The organism is Montanilutibacter psychrotolerans, assembly GCF_003719825.1.
GTDB classification, from domain to species: Bacteria; Pseudomonadota; Gammaproteobacteria; order Xanthomonadales; family Xanthomonadaceae; genus Montanilutibacter; species Montanilutibacter psychrotolerans.
This window is the reverse complement of record NZ_RIBS01000001.1, coordinates 107,221-125,697: the sequence shown is the minus strand read 5'-3', so window position 1 is coordinate 125,697 and position 18,477 is coordinate 107,221. Positions and strand designations below refer to the sequence as shown.

14 protein-coding genes, 1 tRNA gene and 1 pseudogene are annotated in these 18,477 nt (G+C 68.7%); 8 read left to right on the top strand and 8 right to left on the bottom strand.

What is annotated here, in order from left to right:
* Positions 1-375 precede the first annotated feature (375 nt).
* The 4 genes from rimK to EER27_RS00470 form a co-directional block, all read right to left on the bottom strand.
* The gene (gene rimK / locus EER27_RS00485; protein WP_123086075.1) at positions 376-1,287 is read right to left on the bottom strand and encodes a 30S ribosomal protein S6--L-glutamate ligase; all 912 of its coding nucleotides are present in this window, start codon (positions 1,285-1,287) and stop codon (positions 376-378) included.
* A complete protein-coding gene (locus tag EER27_RS00480) occupies positions 1,284-1,742 on the bottom strand; it encodes an ATP-dependent zinc protease family protein (protein ID WP_123086631.1) in 459 nt (152 codons plus the stop codon). Before EER27_RS00480 ends, rimK begins: the two co-directional genes overlap by 4 nt.
* Before the next feature lie 137 nt (positions 1,743-1,879).
* Positions 1,880-1,953 (bottom strand) — tRNA-Gly (locus EER27_RS00475).
* A 225-nt stretch (positions 1,954-2,178) separates the two neighbouring features.
* Positions 2,179-4,017 (bottom strand): autotransporter domain-containing protein, encoded by a 1,839-nt coding sequence (locus EER27_RS00470; protein WP_123086074.1) that lies wholly within the window; start codon positions 4,015-4,017, stop codon positions 2,179-2,181.
* A 184-nt stretch (positions 4,018-4,201) separates the two neighbouring features.
* Here EER27_RS00470 and thiS point away from each other — a divergent pair, with 184 nt between their 5' ends.
* From thiS to EER27_RS00450, 4 genes are all read left to right on the top strand, one after another.
* Positions 4,202-4,402, top strand: coding sequence for a sulfur carrier protein ThiS (gene thiS / locus EER27_RS00465; protein WP_123086073.1), 201 nt, complete (start codon positions 4,202-4,204; stop codon positions 4,400-4,402).
* 78 nt (positions 4,403-4,480) lie between these two features.
* Positions 4,481-5,287, top strand: coding sequence for a thiazole synthase (locus tag EER27_RS00460; RefSeq protein WP_123086072.1), 807 nt, complete (start codon positions 4,481-4,483; stop codon positions 5,285-5,287).
* A gap of 33 nt (positions 5,288-5,320) precedes the next feature.
* Positions 5,321-6,055, top strand: a complete 735-nt coding sequence (gene trmB / locus EER27_RS00455) for a tRNA (guanosine(46)-N7)-methyltransferase TrmB (protein WP_123086071.1) — start codon at positions 5,321-5,323, stop codon at positions 6,053-6,055.
* Positions 6,056-6,103: 48 nt separating this feature from the next.
* Positions 6,104-7,942 carry an SLC13 family permease gene (locus EER27_RS00450; RefSeq protein WP_123086070.1) on the top strand — a complete coding sequence of 613 codons (1,839 nt, stop codon included), beginning with the start codon at positions 6,104-6,106 and terminating at the stop codon, positions 7,940-7,942.
* Between the two features lie 74 nt (positions 7,943-8,016).
* Here EER27_RS00450 and EER27_RS00445 read toward each other — a convergent pair whose 3' ends face one another.
* A complete protein-coding gene (locus EER27_RS00445) occupies positions 8,017-8,400 on the bottom strand; it encodes a Rieske (2Fe-2S) protein (protein ID WP_123086069.1) in 384 nt (127 codons plus the stop codon).
* Between the two features lie 72 nt (positions 8,401-8,472).
* Between EER27_RS00445 and EER27_RS00440 the strand changes: the two genes are divergently transcribed.
* The 4 genes from EER27_RS00440 (at position 8,473) to EER27_RS00425 (ending at position 11,707) form a co-directional block, all read left to right on the top strand.
* Positions 8,473-8,772 carry a hypothetical protein gene (locus tag EER27_RS00440; RefSeq protein WP_123086068.1) on the top strand — a complete coding sequence of 100 codons (300 nt, stop codon included), beginning with the start codon at positions 8,473-8,475 and terminating at the stop codon, positions 8,770-8,772.
* Between the two features lie 49 nt (positions 8,773-8,821).
* Positions 8,822-9,538: a fumarylacetoacetate hydrolase family protein gene (locus tag EER27_RS00435; protein ID WP_123086067.1), complete on the top strand. Its 717-nt coding sequence runs from the start codon at positions 8,822-8,824 to the stop codon at positions 9,536-9,538.
* A 72-nt stretch (positions 9,539-9,610) separates the two neighbouring features.
* Complete coding sequence (mscL, locus tag EER27_RS00430) at positions 9,611-10,018, top strand: large-conductance mechanosensitive channel protein MscL (protein ID WP_190285580.1); 408 nt, start codon at positions 9,611-9,613, stop codon at positions 10,016-10,018.
* A gap of 273 nt (positions 10,019-10,291) precedes the next feature.
* Positions 10,292-11,707, top strand: a complete 1,416-nt coding sequence (locus EER27_RS00425) for a M28 family peptidase (protein ID WP_123086066.1) — start codon at positions 10,292-10,294, stop codon at positions 11,705-11,707.
* Between the two features lie 1,011 nt (positions 11,708-12,718).
* Here EER27_RS00425 and EER27_RS00420 read toward each other — a convergent pair.
* The 3 genes and pseudogenes from EER27_RS00420 to EER27_RS00410 all read right to left on the bottom strand — a co-directional run bounded on the left by EER27_RS00420 (position 12,719) and on the right by EER27_RS00410 (position 18,430).
* Positions 12,719-13,246 carry a hypothetical protein gene (locus EER27_RS00420; protein ID WP_148040880.1) on the bottom strand — a complete coding sequence of 176 codons (528 nt, stop codon included), beginning with the start codon at positions 13,244-13,246 and terminating at the stop codon, positions 12,719-12,721.
* 199 nt (positions 13,247-13,445) lie between these two features.
* Positions 13,446-14,366: pseudogene (locus tag EER27_RS17215) on the bottom strand (TrmH family RNA methyltransferase); the annotation flags it as partial.
* Between the two features lie 938 nt (positions 14,367-15,304).
* Complete coding sequence (locus EER27_RS00410) at positions 15,305-18,430, bottom strand: efflux RND transporter permease subunit (RefSeq protein ID WP_123086064.1); 3,126 nt, start codon at positions 18,428-18,430, stop codon at positions 15,305-15,307.
* Positions 18,431-18,477 lie beyond the last annotated feature (47 nt).

The window sequence follows — 18,477 nt, the reverse complement described above, 5'->3', positions numbered from 1 at the left end:
GGTATTGCCCCGATACCGTGGCCTGCCGACCCGACGGAACCGCCTTGCCCCTGGCCAGCCTGAAGGAGCTGGCGCGGAACAAGCAAGCGGACCGGACTGACGAGGAGCCTGCAAGCTTCGGTACGGCAGACACTACGCGGACGGCGATTAAACACCCGTTAAAACGAAGGTTAAATTCCCATTGGGCGGTCGGGCGCACTGCCGGGCGTTCACCCAGGTCCACGCGGCCCCGGGCGCCATGAATCCGGCAACCCAATGAAACCAAAGGAAATTCCTGCCAACACCCGGCCGGAGCGCGGCATGTATCACCCACCCGTTTCCAGGTGAGGTCCGTTCAGCATCGGTCGGCGCCGGCCTGCGCCGGACACCTGCGACTCAGGCTCGGGCGACGACGCGCCGGGCGTTGCGGCCGCGCTTCCGGCGACCGGCCACGTGCTGGATGATCGCGCCGGCGATGTCCACCCCGCTCGCCTGCTCGATCCCTTCGAGCCCCGGGGACGCGTTGACCTCCAGCACCAGCGGGCCACGATCGGAACGGATCAGGTCGACGCCGGCGATGCCCAGCCCCAGCACCTGGGCGGCGCGTACCGCCACGTCCTGCTCGGCCGCGCTGGCCTTGATGCCCTTGGCCGTGCCGCCACGGTGCAGGTTCGAGCGGAAGTCGCCGTCCGGGGCCTGCCGCTTCATGGCTGCCACCACCTTGTTGCCCACCACGAAACAGCGCAGGTCCGCGCCTTTGGCCTCGGCCACGAATTCCTGTACCAGGAACTGCGCGTACAGGCCGCGCAGCGCCTCGATCACGCCGCGCGAGGCCGACAGCTTCTCGGTCAGCATCACGCCCGCGCCCTGGGTGCCCTCGTTGAGCTTGATCACATGCGGCGGCGGGCCGAGCATCGACAGCAGGTCGTTGGTGTCGTCGGGGTTGTCGCCGAACACCGTGGCCGGCATGCCGATGCTCTCGGCGGCCAGCAGCTGGTGGCTGCGCAGCTTGTCGCGCGCGCGCAGGATCGCGTCGGAGGTATTGGGCGTGAAGCTGCCCATCAGCTCGAACTGGCGTAGCACGGCCGAGCCGTAGCGCGTCACCGAAGCGCCGATGCGCGGGATGACCGCGTCGTAACCGTGGATCTCGCGCCCCTTGTAGTGCATCTCGAAGCTGTCGCTGGCAATGCGCATGTAGCAGCGCAGCGGGTCGAGCACGCGCACGCTGTGGCCGTGCTCGCGTGCGGCCTCGACCAGGCGCCGCGTCGAGTACAGCTTGGTGTTGCGCGAAAGGATCGCGAGCTTCATGGCACGGGTGTCCGGGGGAATTCGCCGGCATGCCGGCCGTGGAGGAAGGAGCGTGCGGGATCGATGGTGAACGCACGCGCCATGGCGGTGCGTCCGAGCAGCATCGGGAACAGCATGCCGCGACGGTCGGACAGGTTCATTTCAATTTCGCGTTCGATTCCGGCAAGGCGCAACGGCGTGCGCAGGAACAGCCGCCGGCTGCGATGGCCGCCTGAATCGGTGACCTCGCGCTCGTCGAACACCGGCGCCATCGCCTCGATCGCCACCGCACCGGCGTGCCCGGGCGTCAGTCGGAAGCCGACCCAGGGCGCGCCTCCCTCGGTGAAGCGCCATTGCGTGTCGACGTGCAGGGCGGAACTGCGCGCACCGGAGTCGATCTTGGCGCGGATTGCGCCGATTCCCAGGCCAGGCAAGGCAACCCATTCGCGCCAGCCCAGGGTGATACGTGCGGACATCATCCTGGCCGACATTGCGCCTCCGCGGCGAAGAGCAGGTGCGCAAGCATGCGCCCTGCGGTCCATGCGCGACACCAAGTCTGCGTCGCAATCAAAAACGGCGGCCTCGTCGGTCATGACAGAGGTCGCCGTTGCGTTGGAGCGGGTGATGGGAATCGAACCCACGCTAGCAGCTTGGGAAGCTGCAGTTCTACCATTGAACTACACCCGCTTGAGGCCCGGATTCTTGCGCATTCCCGGCGCGCTGACCAGCCCCGTGCGTTCGGCACTCTGACAGGAACCGCATTGCCGTGAATGACAAGGGCCCCGGTTGGGGCCCTTGCGGTGTGCAACGTCGCCTGCAGGGCCAATCGCTGAACCCGGATCGGTCGTTGCCGATCCGGACTCTCGCCATCCGGGCGCCAGCGATCCAACGCTGGCGCGCAGGCCAGACCGATCAGAAGCCGGCGCCGAAGCTGGCGAACACCGTGGTGTTGTTGCCGCCTTCCTGGCCGACAGTCACGCTGGTGCCGAGGTTGGCGTCCAGGCCGAACAGCTTGGTCTGCACGCCCAGCACCAGGGTGCCGTAGCGCTGGTCGAACTTCTGGCCCGGCACCGCGTACGGTGCCAGCCCCGGCATCGACTGCAGGCGCGCGAACGACTCTTCCGGCGCGTCCTCGAACTCACGATCGACGGTGGCGCGGGCGTAGGGCTTCACGTGGTCGTTGCCCGCCCAGCTGGCTTCCCAACCGACGCTGGCCAGCAGCGAGTCGTACTCCTGCTCCGAGTACGCCAGCGAGGTCGACAGCGACGGATCGGATTCGGCAAAGCCGTCGATCTGGATGTTCTGCGACACCACGCTGACCACCGGGCCGTGGCGCAGCGCACCTTCGCCGAACTCCCAGCCGGCGCTCATCGCCAGGGTGATGTTGTCGCCGTCGGTGTCGCCGTTGTGCGTGCGGCTGCCCTGGCCGAGCTGCACCTTGCGGTCGATGTCGTAGTCCAGGCGGCTGTAGCTGGCCTGGCCGTTGGCCCAGGCACCGCCTTCGCCGTACCAGCCGACGAAACCGCCGATGCTCAGGTCGCTCTGGTCGAAGCCGCCGGAGCGGCGGCCCCAGTCGAGCGACTGCCGGCCGTATCCGCCGAACGCACCGAACACCAGGTTGCCGCGGGTCCAGTCGACGCCGCCGGTCAGCGACGGGCCGACGCCGTCGTAGTTGTCGCCGTGGCCGTAGCGCTGGAAGTCGCCGCGCAGATCGCTCCACCAGCGCGTGCCGTCGCCGGCGGGCTTGCCGTTGATGTGCATCGACACGCGATCTGCGCGCGAGCGGCCCACCATCGCCGCCGAATTGGGCAGCACGGCCAGCTGGCGCGGGGCTTCCATGATCGACACCGCGTAATCGGCGATGACCTTGTGGGCCTCGCTGCTCGGGTGCACGCCATCGGCGAACGCGTAGCCGCTGCCGGTGCTGGTGCACACCAGCGACGGCGTGGTGCCGCAGGCCGGGTTGGTGACGTTGACGAAACCGAACTGCGACGGCGTCGCGGCGATTTCGCGGATCAGATGGAAGGTGTCGAGCGGAATCACGCGCAGGTTCTGCTGGCGGATGCCGCCGAACAGCGTGGCGTTGTAGGCCTCGACCAGGGCGGTGATGCCCGCCGAACCGGCCGGTCCCTGCGACAGGCCGAACGGGGTGCGGCCCACGTCGGGCATCGTCGGCACCAGGATGTAGCGGGCGCCGGCGTTGTTGAGCCGGGCCACCAGGCCCACCTGCTCGGTAGCCGCGCCCAGGAACTGCGCCTGGGTGGTCTGGAACGGCGTCGGATTGATGTGGAAGAACAGGTCGTTGGCGCCGCCCCACACGGTGTACAGCGCGTTGCGGTCGGCGCGGCCGCCGGTGCGCGCCAGGTAGGCGCTGATCTGCTGCGACATCGACGGCGCGAACTGGGTCGGCGGCGTCGGCGGGAAGCCCGGCGGCAGCGTGATGCGGGCGCCGCCGGCGGCGTAGTTGGTGCCATCGGCGTTGACGATGCCTTGCGAAGTCAGGCCCCAGGCCGAGTTCGCACCGGTGCCGTAGAAGTCCGCCAGGTACTCCGACCACACCAGGCCGGGGTTGGTGGTGAAGCGGCCGCCCAGCGCGGCGCTCGGGCCCGCCTGCTCGATCAGGAACGGCCGGTAGAAACCGGAATCGGTCAGGCTGTCGCCGAAAAACACGGTCTGCGAGAAGGTCTGTGCGAACGCCGGAGCGGCGGCCAGCGCGAGCGCGGCGGCGAGTGCGGTGCGGACTGCTTTCATGCGGGACGTCCCTGATGGTTGGAATCGGGCGGCCGAACTGGCCGGTAGCGGTGGCCGCCCACCATGCGGTAGCGGATCGGCCGCATCGAAACACGCGGCGTGCGCTCGCACAAGCCGGTGCCCCGGCGCGCTCAGGCAACTCGCCCGGCTGGCGGCCAGTGGCGCAGGGGGCGAGAATGCGCCCATGGACATCACTCTCAACGGCGAGCCGCGCTCGCTCGCCAACCGCCTCAGCGTGCGGCAACTGCTTGTCGAAGAAGGCCTGGGCGAACGCCGGGTCGCGGTCGAACTCAACGGCGAGATCGTGCCGCGCAGCCGTCACGAGGACCAACTGGTCACCGGCGGCGACCGCGTCGAGATCGTCCACGCGCTCGGCGGCGGCTGAGCCGGAACCGTCGTCGCCGATGCGCCGCGGGGCAACTTTCGGACCTCGTCGCAGGGTTGGCACTGGTACCATGTCGGCATGAATTCCCATGCCAATTCCCCGTTGTCCGACGACGCGTTCGTCATCGCCGGCAAGACCTACCGCTCGCGCCTGCTGACCGGCACCGGCAAGTTCACCGATCTCGAGCAGACCCGCCTGGCCACCGAGGCCGCGGGCGCCGAAATCGTCACCGTCGCCATCCGCCGCAGCAACATCGGCCAGAACCCCGGCGAGCCGAACCTGCTCGACGTGCTGCCGCCCGACCGCTACACCATCCTGCCCAATACCGCCGGCTGCTACACCGCCGACGACGCCGTGCGCACCTGCCGCCTGGCGCGTGAGCTGCTGGACGGCCACACGCTGGTCAAGCTCGAAGTGCTCGGCGACCAGCGCACGCTGTTCCCGGACGTGGTGCAGACGCTGGCCGCGGCCGAGACGCTGGTAAAAGACGGCTTCGACGTGATGGTCTACACCTCCGACGACCCGCTGCTAGCCAAGCGCCTGGAAGAGATCGGCTGCGTGGCGGTGATGCCGCTGGCCGCGCCGATCGGCTCGGGCCTGGGCATCCAGAACCGCTGGAACCTGGTGGAGATCGTCGAGAACGCCAAGGTGCCGATCATCGTCGACGCCGGCGTCGGCACCGCCTCCGATGCCGCCATCGCGATGGAGCTGGGCTGCGACGGCGTGCTGATGAACACTGCCATCGCCGGCGCGCGCAACCCGGTGCTGATGGCGCATGCGATGAAGCTCGCCATCGAGGCCGGACGCGCCGCGTTCAAGGCCGGCCGTATCCCGCGCAAGCGCTTCGCCAGCGCCTCCTCACCGGTGGATGGCTTGATCGGATGACGTCCCGCTTTGCCACTGCCGGGGTCGGCTGACATGACCGACCCGTTTTCCAGCGACGGCGCCAAGACCCCGCCCAAGCCCTTCACCGTCGAGGAAGGCCACCGGAAGGTGCGCAGCTTCGTGCTGCGCCAGGGCCGCTTCACGCCGGCCCAACAGCGCGCGTTCGATGAGCTGTGGCCGCGGTTCGGGCTCGACTACACCGGCGCCCCGCGCGATTACGACGGCGTGTTCGGCCGCCACGCCAGGCGCGTGGTCGAGATCGGCTTCGGCAACGGCGAGGCGCTTCGCTTCGCCGCGCAGCACGACCGCGACCGCGACCTGATCGGCATCGAGGTTCACGCCCCTGGCGTCGGCCGCGTGCTCAATGCGCTGGCCGAGGACGGCAGCGACCACGTGCGCGTCTACCACCACGACGCGGTCGAAGTGCTCAGCAACGAAATCGCCGACGGCAGCCTCGACGAGGTCCGCATCTACTTCCCGGACCCCTGGCACAAGAAGCGCCACAACAAGCGCCGGCTGGTGCAGCCCGAGTTCGCCGCGCTGCTGGTGCGCAAGCTTGCCGCCGATGGCCGCTTGCACCTCGCGACCGATTGGCACGACTATGCCGAGCAGATGTGGGATGTGCTCGATGCGACACCCGGCATCGTCAACCGCGCGGGGAAGCGTGGGTCGGTACCCCGCCCGGACTGGCGACCGCAGACGCACTTCGAAACCCGCGGCCAGAAGCTCGGCCACGGGGTGTGGGACCTCCTCTACGACCGCTGCTGACCCCCGCGTGCATTCCCACGCGTCCAACGAGTAAGCCACCGCCCCGGCATGGAAACCGCGCTGACGCTCACCACCGACATGAAGCTCGTCCTCGGGCTGGTGGGATTCACGATGGCGATGTTCCTGTTCGAGCGCATCCGCGCCGACGTGGTCGCGCTGGTGGTGCTGGTGCTGCTGGGACTGTCGGGGCTGGTCGAACCGGACGAGATCTTCAACGGTTTCTCGTCCAACGCGGTGATGAGCATCATCGCCACGATGATCCTCGGCGCGGGCCTGGACCGCACCGGCGCGCTGAACCGGCTCGCTGGCTGGCTGCTGCGGCGGGCACGCGGCGTCGAGCAGCGCCTGCTGCTGCTGACCACGGCGGTGGCTGGCCTCAACTCCTCGTTCATGCAGAACCCGTCGGTGATGGCGCTGTACATGCCGGTTGCCTCGCGGTTGTCCTCGCGCACCGGCCTGCCGCTGACCCGGTTGCTGTTGCCGATCGCGGCGGCCATCGTGATGGGCGGCGGCCTGACCATGGTCGGCAACTCGCCGTTGATCCTGCTCAACGACCTGCTGATGGCGGCCAACGACAACCTGCCCTCGGGTGCGGCGACGCTGGAGCCACTGAAGATGTTCGCGCCGCTGCCGATCGGCGTGGCGCTGCTGGCGGCGTCGCTGGCCTACTTCCACTTCTTCGGCGATCGCCTGCTGCGCGACGAGGACGGCAAGGGCGCCACGCCGGCACGCACGCAGAGCTACTTTTCGCAGGCCTACGGCATCGACGGCGACGTCTACGAGCTGACCGTCACCGCCGACAGCCCGCTGGTCGGCATGTCGCTGGGCGAGGCCGAGGCACTGCGCGGCGCACCGCTCCTGCTGGCGCTCAAGAGCGACAGCGAATCGCGCCTGGCGCCACCGGCCGACGCGCGCATCTGGGTGGGCAGCGTGCTTGGCGCGATGGGCCCCAGGACGCAGGTCGCCGATTTCGCGCAGAACAACTTCCTGCGCCTGAGCGCACGCCTGCGCAACTTCGCCGACCTGTTCAACCCCAGCCGCGCCGGCATCTCCGAAGCGGTGATCCCGGCGACCTCACAGTTCATCGGCAAGACCGGCCGCGACCTGCAACTGCGCAAGGTGCTCGGCCTGAGCCTTCTGGCCGTCAACCGCGACAAGAAGGTGCTGCGCGAGAACGTCCGCGACGTACCGCTGCGGGCCGGCGACATGCTGGTGCTGCACAGCATCTGGACCGACCTGGCCGACGCGGCCGGCGACAAGAATCTGGTCGTGGTAACCGACTACCCCAAGGGCGAGCAGCGCCCCCACAAGCTCAAGATCGCGCTGGCGATCTTTACCGTGTCGATGCTGCTGGCGTTGTCGTCGCGGCTGCCGGTGTCGATCGCACTGATGACCGGCGTGGCCGGCATGCTGATCGCCGGCGTGCTGCACATCGACGAGGCCTATGCCGCGATCAACTGGAAGACCGTGTTCCTGATGGCCTGCCTGATCCCGCTGGGCTGGGCGATGGACTCCAGTGGCGCAGCCGCCTGGGTGGCCGGCCACAGTATCGAGCAACTGCCCGCCGGCACGCCCGACTGGCTGCTGCAGGTGGCGGTGGGCCTGCTGACCACGGTGTTCTCGCTGGTGATCAGCCACGTCGGCGCCACCATCGTGATGGTGCCGCTGGCAATCAACCTCGCCCTGGCGGCCGACGGCAACCCGACCGCGTTCGCGCTGGTCGTCGCCCTGTCGGCATCCAACAACTTCATGACGTCCTCGAACCCGGTGATCTCGATGGTCACCGGTCCGGCCGGCTACAGCGGCAAGGAACTGTGGAAAGTGGGCGGACCGCTGTCCCTGATCTACACCCTGATCGCCGTGGCAATGGTCAACCTGATGTACTGATTCGACGGCTCAGATGCCGGTGCCGCCGCGTGCGCGCATCGCAAGGCGTGTGTCCCGGCGCCGATAGCGCGTCTCTACTCTCCGGCCAGGAACACCGCGCCGTCGCGCACCACCACGGGCACGGCGCGCAGCGATTCACCGCGGCACGGGCCGGCCGTGCACAGGCCGTTCTGCAACTCGAAGCTCGCGCCGTGTGCAGCGCACACCAGCAGGCCGTCGCGGCTCTTGAGAAATTGCCCCGGCGCCCAGTCCAGGCGGCGCCCCGCGTGGGGACAGACGTTGAGCCAAGCCCGCACCGTGTCGCCATCGCGATACAGCAGCAGCGATTCGGCGTCGTTGCCCAGCAGGGCTTCGGCCTCGGCAAACCCGCCGTCGGCAAGATGCTCCAGCAGCGCCAGCGGCGTGGCGACGGCAGTGCTTTCAGCGTGCGGTGGCAGCGGGTGCTTTAACGATTCCATTACAACTTCCCATAGGCCTGCACCGATACTCGGCTGCCCGGCGACCCGCCGCATTGTGTCACGACGCATCGAATGTCCGTCCACGCCTTCCGCCTCGACAGCCACTGGTTCCAGTCCCGCGTCCGCACCGCGTTCGCGCCTCGCAAGCCGCGTCATCGTTGGCTGCGCGTGGCTTTGGGCGTCGTCGGGCTGGGCCTGGTCGCGGTGCTCGCGGTGGCCGGCCTGGTCATCGGGGCGATGATGCTGGCAATCGGTCTGGCATGGCGTTTGTGGAAGCGACGCGGCCAGCCAATCGCGCGTGCCGCGGACCCGCGCGTGGTCGATGCGCAGTTCAGCGTCGTTCGGCCGCGCGTGCTGCCGCTGCCGCGCTGATTCCCGATTTCGCGGCGCCGTGGCGTCGCACCTGTTTCGAGGGGACTCCATGAGCGACGTGATCGCGGCACCGCCGCAGGTCCGCATACCGGTGCGTGGCGATGCCGGCCAAAGCCGCACCTTCCCGGTTCGCCGCATCCACTGCGTCGGCCGCAACTTCGCCGACCACGCACGCGAGATGGGCGCTGCCGTTCCCGCCTCGCCGGCCGAGCGCGGCGACCCGGTGTTCTTCTGCAAGCCGGCCGAGGCGATCGTGACCGACGGCCAGGTGCCCTACCCGCGCGGCACGCGCGAGCTGCATCACGAGGTCGAGCTGGTGGTCGCACTCGGCGCCGACGCGCCCGACGGCGAGCTCGCCCCCGTCGATGCGATGTCGCTGGTGTTCGGCTACGCGGTGGGCCTGGACCTGACCCGCCGCGATCTGCAGGCCGCTGCCAAAGCCAAGGGCCTGCCCTGGGACTCGGGCAAGGCCTTCGACCATTCCGCGCCGATCAGCCAGATCGTGCCGGCCGCCGACGTGGGCGATCTGACCGGGCTCGGCCTGGAGCTGCGCGTCAACGGCGAGCTGCGCCAGCGCGGCGCGTTCGCCGACCTGATCTGGAACGTGCCCGACATCCTGCACGAGCTCTCAAAGCTGTACGCGCTGCGCGCCGGCGACCTGGTGTTCATGGGAACCCCGGCCGGCGTTGCCCCGTTGCTGCCCGGCGACAACTTCGAAGCGCGGCTGGGCGACGTGGTGGCGCTGTCCGGACGGGTGACGGCATAGTGAATCCACGCCCGCGGCCGTCGTAGCGTTGACGAAGGCGACGCACACCACCACAACCGGGAGGTTTCCTCGATGGGCATGATCAGCGAGTTCAAGGAGTTCGTATCGCGTGGCAACGTCGTCGACCTGGCCGTCGCCGTGGTCATCGGCGCGGCGTTCGGCAAGATCGTCACCGCGCTGGTCGACGGCATCGTGATGCCCCTGATCGGCTGGATGAGCGGCGGCGTCAGCGTCAGCGACTGGAAGTACGTCATCTCCCCCGCCCAGCTCGACGCGGCCGGCAAGGAAGTCGCGGTCGAGGTGGCGGTGAAGTACGGCCAGTTCTTCCAGACCGTAATCGATTTCGTGCTGATCGCGTTCGTCATCTTCCTGTTCCTCAAGGCCTACAACCGCATCCACAAGCGGGCTGAAGAAGCGCCCCCGGCGACACCCGAGGACGTGCTGCTGCTGCGCGAGATCCGCGATTCGCTGAAGAAGTAGTTTCCATTCGGCGCATTACGCCGGGCTCGTTTGCGTCGAGGTGACCCTTCTTCGCCCGTCCGATACGGCGCATTACGCCTTCGGCTAATGCGCCCTACGAGTCTGTCGCCGCATGAGATCCGCGATTCGCTGAAGCGATGGACCCGCCATCGGCCACGCCCGGCACCACGGGGCGTGACTTGAGGCACGCAGCACAGGAGCCGCGAGTTGCTACGCTCGCGGCTTCGTCGTTTCTGTCTGCCGGAGAACGGAATGCGGGTACCGCTGCACACCATGCTTGCCTCGTCGCTGTCGCTCGCGCTCGCTGCGTTCCTTGCCACCGGTCAGGCGGTCGCCGCACCGCCGCAGACGCGCATCCCCGACGCTGCCATCAGCGAATCGGCCCGGCTGCGCGAAGCCGCGCTGGCCAGTGACCTGGGCTACCGCATCACCGAATCGCTGACCACCGAAGTCGGCGCCCGCCTGGCCGGCAGCGAAGCCGACGCGCGCGCCGTGGCCTGGGCGCAGGCGAAGTTCAAGGAGCTGGGCTTCGACAAGGTCTGGATCGAGCCGGTCACGTTCCCGCGCTGGGAGCGCCGCAGCGAGAGCGCGCAGGTGCTCGGGGCCAATGCCCAGCCGCTGATCCTGACCGCACTGGGCGGCAGCCCGGCCGGCACGGTCGAAGGCGAAGTCGTGCGCTTCGCCGACCTGGCCGCGCTGGAAGCCGCGCCGGCCGGTTCGCTGGCGGGCAAGATCGCCTTCGTCGACTACAAGATGGAGCGCGCCCGCGACGGTGCCGGTTACGGCCCCGGTTCTGGCGTGCGCAGCCGCGCTCCGTCGGCCGCGATCCGCGCTGGCGCGGTGGCCTTCCTGATGCGTTCGGCCGGTACCGATTCCCACCGCAATCCGCACACTGGCATCACGCGCTTCGACGACGGTCTCACGCCGATTCCCTCGGCGGCCCTGGCCGTGCCCGATGCCGACCAGCTGACGCGCCTGCTGGCTCGCGGCCCGCAGCGCGTGCGCGTCTCGCTGGACTGCGGCTGGGACGGCGAAGCCACCTCGCACAACGTCATCGGCGAGATCACCGGCAGCAGCCGCCCCGACGAAGTGGTGCTGATCGGCGGCCACCTCGATTCGTGGGACCTGGGCACCGGCGCAATCGACGACGGCGCCGGCATCGGCCTGACCATGGCGGCCGGCAAGCTCATCGGCGACCTGCCCAAGCACCCGGCCCGCACCATCCGCGTGGTGGCCTTCGCCAACGAAGAGCAGGGTCTGCACGGCGGCAAGGCCTACGCGCAGGCGCACGCCGCCAACATCACCCGTCACCAGCTCGCCGCCGAGAGCGACTTCGGCGCCGGCCGCGTGTACGCGTTCGCCAGCGGCGCGCCCGAGCACGCGAAGGTCGCCGTCGACCAGATCGCCGCTGCGCTGGCACCTCTGGGGATCGAGCACACCCCAGGCGAGGGCGGTCCCGGCCCGGACCTCACCCCGTTCGTCGCCAACGGCATGGCCTGGGCGACGTTGCGCCAGGACGGCAGCGATTACTTCGACCTGCACCACACCCCCGACGACACCCTCGACAAGATCAACCCCCAGGACCTGGCCCAGAACGTCGCCGCCTACGCGGTGTTCGCCTACCTGGCCGCGCAGGCCGAGGGCGATTTCGGCAGCGAGGCCAAGCCGGCGGCGGTCCCGAGCGAGTAACCCAGTTGTCGTAGGGCGGGCTCAAGCCCGCCTTAAGCGGGTTACGCATCGCGATTGCCCTGCCTTCCACGGCGGCCAATCAAGCAACTCCGCAAACAACAAGCCCGCCGAATGGCGGGCTTGTGCGTTATGGAATCGACTCAGCGGCCCCGCTCCATTGCTTGGAAGACGTGAGATCGAGCGACACATTCCGTAGGTGATATCACCGGACGCTTACCCGGCGCCCGCCGGTGGGCCAGGGCCCACCCTACATTTCCAAGCCATCGAGAGTCAGTTGGCGTAGGGCGGGCTCAAGCCCGCCTTCCGCGGAGTTCAAGAATCCCGTCGACCCGCACCGGTTACTCCGCCGCAATCATCCGGATCTGTCCGTAGGATGGGTTGAGCGAAGCGATACCCATCATCGCCGCTGGCGGGCCATGGCCCGCCCTACGGTTCCGAGCGATCGATGACGTAGCGCGGGCTCAAGCCCGCCTCACGGGTTTGTCATTTACTCCATCGGACCCACTTGAGCTCGGTCGCCAAACCCATTGGTGCGCAACAAGGCGCCCGATCCGACGGGCACCTTCGTGCTCAAGAAATCGAGACCTTCAACGCTACGGCGGAGACGGCGAGAGCTCCGGCAACGCCAGCTATCAACAGCGAGTACCTATTCATTGCCATGCCGCCGGTACGTCGGGTAGTCAGCACCGTGGCAAGAAGCAACGTCATCGATAGCGTACTGAAGGCATACAGGAGCGGGGAGTTGAGCGAAGACCAACTCAAAGCCGATGCGATTACCGCAAATGCGGAAAGGTAGGGTGCCGGCCTAGTGCTCTGACGATCGGTCATTTATCTGCTCATCCTGGTGCGCACGTGGTGCTTGCCATATGTGGAGTCCGAAGGATGGGTTGTGCGAAGCGATACCAATCATCGCCGCACCAGAGCTGCCATTGGTTCCGGGCCGCCCCCGCTGTGCTGAATCTTCGGAGCCGGGCAACCTGATAGGGCGGAATCCAACCCGCCGAGCACAAGTCAAGGATCTCCGCCCGACCGGTATTGCCCCCCGCTTTCGAACCACGCACGGACTCTACGTTGCAGGTAGTTGCGGTTTCCTGGCTTTCGTATCCAAGTGCTGTAGGCCACCGCGCCGCGCTTTTCGTAGTCGGCGCGGGCGTCGGAAGGCCATAGCTCGGCGAACGGGATGCCGTAGTAGTCAACCAACAGCATGTACGCCAGGTCGCCCACCGTGAAGTCATCCGCCTTCACCATATGACGGGGGTCAGGCATGGGTGTCGTGCTGGTGATCGAATCCTGCAAGCAATCCCGAACCTTGTCCTTTTGATCCCTCAGCAGCCTGTAGACCGGGTCCAGGATCGGATCGGTTGGCCTAAACGGAAGCTCCAACAGTTTTGGCAGCAGGCCGCAAGACGCGGTTGTGCCGCGCGGAAGCGCCTCGAAAAGCTCGGTGTGTGGCGGCGGCGGTGGCGGTGGCGGCGGTGGCGTGGACGCACAGGCAGTCGTCGCCAAGGAAAGCAGTGTTCCCAGCAACAAGCGTTCCATGTCGCGTCATCCTGGGCATCCTGCCCTCCATCGACTCAAGTGCGAGGATCGTCGCATCGGCCCGTGCTCATCGCAGTCCGGCGAAGGCTCAACGAGAGGTCAGAGCATTCCTACGCAAGGTATTCCGATCCAAATCCTCCGAACGAACCTCCGCAAATGACAAGGCCCGCAATGCGGGCCTTGTCAATTTTGGCTCGTCCTACTCCCGTGTCGCCCGCCACGCTGCCAGCAGCACTGCGGTGGCGGCGGCCACGTTGAGGCTTTCTACCGCGCCGGTGCCGGGAATCGATAGGCGGTGCTCGCAGGCGGCGGCGAGTTCGCGGTCCATGCCCTCGCCTTCGGCGCCGATGACATAGGCCAGTCGGTCGGGCAGTTCCTGGTCGAAGAGGTTTCCGCCGCCGTTGACCACGGTGGCGGCCAGTTCGAAGCCGGCGCTGCGCAGTTGGGCGATGGCGTTGTCGCTGCGTCCCAGGCGCACGAACGGGACGGCCTCGGCACCGCCTTCGGCAACGCGCGCGGCGGCTCCGGACAGGGCCAGCGTCGAGTCCTTGGGCAGCAGCACCGCGTTCACTCCGAAGTGCGCGGCCGATCGCAGGATCGCGCCGAGGTTGTGCGGGTTGCCAACGCCATCGAGCCAGAGCACGCATTGCGGGCCGGCCGGCAGGTCGCGCAGCCACTCCGACAGCGACGTCGGCTCGACGCGCAGCACTTCGGCCACCACGCCTTCGTGGTGGGCACTGGCGGCCAGCTTGTGCAGGTCGGTTTCCTCGACCACGCGGTAGCCCACCTTGTTGGCCACGCACCACTTCAGCAGCGGCTGCAGCGCCGGGATCCGCGACTCGCTCAGGTAGAGCTTGCGGATCGCCTCGGGGCGGGCGCGGAAGACAGCGTCGATCGCATTGAGGCCGTACATCCGCAGCTCGTTGCCGCGGCGCTCGCGCACCGGGGCGACCTGGCCGGCGGCCTCGTCGAAGTCGAACTCCTCTTCGCGACGCGCCGGCGGACGGTCGCCGGGACGCGGGGCGTCATGGCGCGGATGGGGGCTGTCCGGGCGCTTGTTGTCGAAGCGCTGGTACGGGCGCGCTGGCGCGCCGGCATCGCGGGCCGGCCGGTCATCGCGCTGGTAGGGACGCGGCCCGGCGTCGCTGCGCGGCGGGCGCGGGGCGTCGAAGCGGTCGCGCGGGGCGAAGTCGCCGCGCGGGGGGCGTGACGTGACGTCGCCACGCGGGGTACGGGGAGCGAAGTCGCCGCGCGGCGGGTAGCCGCCGGGGCGTTCGCCACGGTCGCCACGGTCGCTGCGCTCGCCACGCGGGCCGCCTGGCGGACGTGGTCCGCCACGGCCGGCCGGGCCGCGCGAGTCGTCACGCGGCGGGCGCGGACCGCCCGGGCGCGGCCCACCGGCGCGCGGATTGGCGCGCGGGGCATAAGCATCGGCCGGCGGACGCTGCAGGCGCGTGCCGGGTCCGACGGGCGCAGCCGGCTTGCCACGCGGCGCATCGTCGCCGGCATCGTCGCGGCGCGGGGACTTGCCCCAGGGAGTGTCGCCGGAAGGCGGGCGGGACTTTTCGTCGGACATGGCGGGCGCCTTGGCACGGTCGGCGCGAACGCGCGACCTGGATACGGGGGCGCAACTTTACTCGCAGCCGCGTTGCGGCGCGGTGCGCAATGCGGGCGGATGGCGGAGCGGCGGTTCGTGGTGGTGGTCCGCGGCGACGCGGTTGCGGGAAGCCGGGAGGAGGTGACGCGGGGGCGGGCGGGATGGCGATGGTGGGTATCGCTGCGCTCCACCCACCCTACTTCGCGGGAGTCTGCAGCTCCGCCGGCGGGCGGGTGGCACGGTTACGGGAGGCGGGGCGGGGCAACGCGGTGGCGGGCCGGATGGCGATGGTGGGTATCGCTTCGCTCCACCCACCCTACTTCGCGGGAGTCTGCAGCTCCGCCGGCGGGCGGGTGGCACGGTTACGGGAGGCGGGGCGCGGTGACGCAGCGGCGTGTGGGATGGCGATGGTGGGCTTCGCTGCGCTCAACCCACCCTACTTCGCCGCCTTGTCCCAACCGTCAGGCGTGCCCGCCTGCCTGCGGTGTCGACACTTCCAGGGCTTTCAGCTCGTGCGCCACGGCGTCGGGCGAGCGCGTGTACTTCGCCAGCAGCACGTAGAACACCGGCACCACCACCAGCGACAGCAGCGTCGAGAAGGACACGCCGAAGATCACCACCACGCCGATCGTCGCGCGGCTGGCCGAGCCGGGACCACCGGCCAGCACCAGCGGCAAGGCGCCGGCAACGGTGGCGATCGAGGTCATCAGGATCGGCCGCAACCGCACCGCCGAGGCTTCGACGATCGCATCGTGGATGCGTCGGCCCTGGTCGCGCAGCTGGTTGGCGAACTCGACGATCAGGATGCCGTTCTTCGCCGCCAGGCCCACCAGCATCACGATGCCGATCTGGCTGAACAGGTTCAGCGTGCCGCCGGTAAGCCACAGGCCGATCAGCGCACCCAGCACGCCCAGCGGCACGGTCAGCATGATCACGAACGGGTGGATGAAGCTCTCGAACTGCGCGGCCAGCACCAGGTAAACGATCAGCAGCGCCAGCGTGAAGGTCAGCAGCACCGCCCCACCGGCTTGCTGGTACTCGCGCGACTCGCCCTTCCAGTCGATCTGCGCGTGCTCGGGCAGTTCCTCGGCGACAACCCCGTTGAGCCAGGTGATCGCCTCGCCCATGCGGTAGCCCGGCGCAAGACCGGCGCTGATGGTGATGGCGCGCAGGCGGTTGAAGCGGTTGAAGCTGCCCGGCTCGGCCAGCTCGCGCAGCGTGACCAGGTTGGACAGCGGCACCAGGCCGCCTTCGCGTGCACGCACCTGGATGGCGGCGAGGTCGGCCGGCGACGCGCGGCCGGGCTTGTCGGCCTGCACGATCACGTCGTACTCCTCGCCGTCCTGCACGAAGGTGGTGACGCGCCGCGATCCCATCATGGTCTCGAGCGCGTGGCCGATGTCGGTCACGCTGACGCCCAGGTCCGCGGCGCGCTGGCGATCGATCTGCACGCGCATCTGCGGGCGGGTTTCCTTGTAGTCGGAATCCACCGAGAACAACTGCGGGTTGGACTCCATGCGCGCCAGCAACCGGTCGCGCCATTGCGCCAGTTCCACGTAGTCCGGCCCGCCCAGCACGATCTGCAGCGGCTGTCCGCGGCTGCGCACCAGGCCGGTGCGCACCGACGGGTTGGCGCGGACGCCGGGCAGCTTGCCCAGCTCGCCGCGCAGGCTGTCCACCACGTCGTTGGTGCTGACCTTGCGCTTGTCCCAGTCCTGCAGGAAGACGATCACCTGGCCGGTGTGCATCTCCTCGCCGGCGCCGAAGCCGCCCGGAACGCGCGTGTTGGCGCGCTGGATGGGCTGGTCGCTGCCGGTGTGGCGCGCCAGCACCTTCTCGACGGCGTTGATCTGCTTCACCGAGTAGTCGTAGCCGGCGCCTTCGGGCCCGACCACCGACACGAAGAACGCGCCGCGATCTTCCGGCGGCGCCAGTTCGCTGGGCACCAGCTTGAACAGGCCGAAGCTCAGCAACAGCGCCAGCACCATCAACGCGCCAAACCACCACGGCTTGTCGACGCTTCGATCGAGGAAGCTGCGGTAGTGACGGCCCAACGCATCCAGGCGTCCGTTGACCCAGCGGTTCACGCGCGTCGACTTTTCGTGGTCGTGCGGGCGCACCAGCTTGGACGACATCATCGGCGTGAGCGTCAACGCGACGAACGCCGAGATCGCCACGGCGCCGGCCAGGGCCACCGACAACTCGCGGAACAGCCGCCCCGTGTTGCCTTCCATGAAACCGACCGGCAGGAACACCGCCACCAGCACCGCGGTGGTGGCGATCACCGCGAACGCGACCTGTCGCGTGCCGCGCACTGCGGCCACGAGTTTTGGCTCGCCAAGGTCAGCGCGGCGCTGGATGTTTTCCAGCACCACGATCGCATCGTCGACCACCAGGCCGATGCACAGCACCAGCGCCAGCAGCGTCATCAGGTTGATCGAGAAGCCGAACGCATACAGCGGAATGAACGCAGCCACCAGGCACACCGGCACGGTCACCGCCGGAATCAGCGCCGCGCGCAGGCTGCCCAGGAACAGCCAGATCACCACCAGCACCAGCGCGATCGCCTCGAACAGCGTGTGATACACGCGCTCGACCGAGGCGTCGATGAACACCGTGCTGTCGAACGCGACGAAGATGTCGGTGCCTTCGGGCAACGAGGGCCGGATGCGTTCGGCCGCGTCGCGCGCCGCACGCGCGACGTCCAGGCTGTTGGCGGTGGAGGTCTTGATGATGCCCAGGCCGATGTTGGGCTCGCCGTTGCTGCGGTAGTACGCGCGGCGCTCGGCCGAGGCCAGCTCGACCTTGGCCACGTCGCCCAGCCGCACCACGTAACCGTCCTGGCCCTTGCCCAGCGCGATCTGCGCGAAGTCCTCGGCCTTCTCGTAACCGCGCGCAACGCGCAGGGTGAAGTCGCGCGCATCCGATTCGAGACGGCCGGCCGGCAGCTCGACGTTTTCGGCGCGCAGCGCGTTCTCGACGTCGTTGACGGTGATGCCGCGCGCGGCCAACGCGTCGCGGTCCAGCCAGACGCGCATCGCGTAGCGCTGGCGTCCGCCCAGCCGCACCTGCGCGACGCCGTCGACGCTCGACAGGCGATCGACGACGTAGCGCTCGGCGTAGTCGCTGAGCTGCAGCGTGTCCATCGTCTTGCTGCTCATGTTGAGCCACATGATGGTTTCGGCGTCGCTTTCGACCTTCTCGATCTCGGGCGGATCGGCCTCTTCGGGCATGCGGTCGGCCACCCGGCTGACCGCGTCGCGCACGTCGTTGGCGGCCGCCTCAATGTCGCGCGAGAGGTTGAACTCGATGCTGACCGAGGAGCGGCCGTTGACGCTGCGCGATTCCAGCGTCTCGATGCCCTCGGTGCCGGCCAGGGCATCCTCCAGCACCTGGGTAATGCGGGTCTCGACGACCGCCGCCGATGCGCCCGGATAGGTCACATCCACCGACACCACCGGTGGATCGATCGCCGGCAACTCGCGCAGCGTCAACCGACTGAACGCCATGATGCCCAGCACGATCAGCAGCAGGCTCATCACGGTGGCGAACACCGGACGCTTGATGGAGATATCGGAAAGGATCATCGCGGCTTGCTCCTGTCCTGCGCCTGCGGTGCCCGCCCGGGCACGCG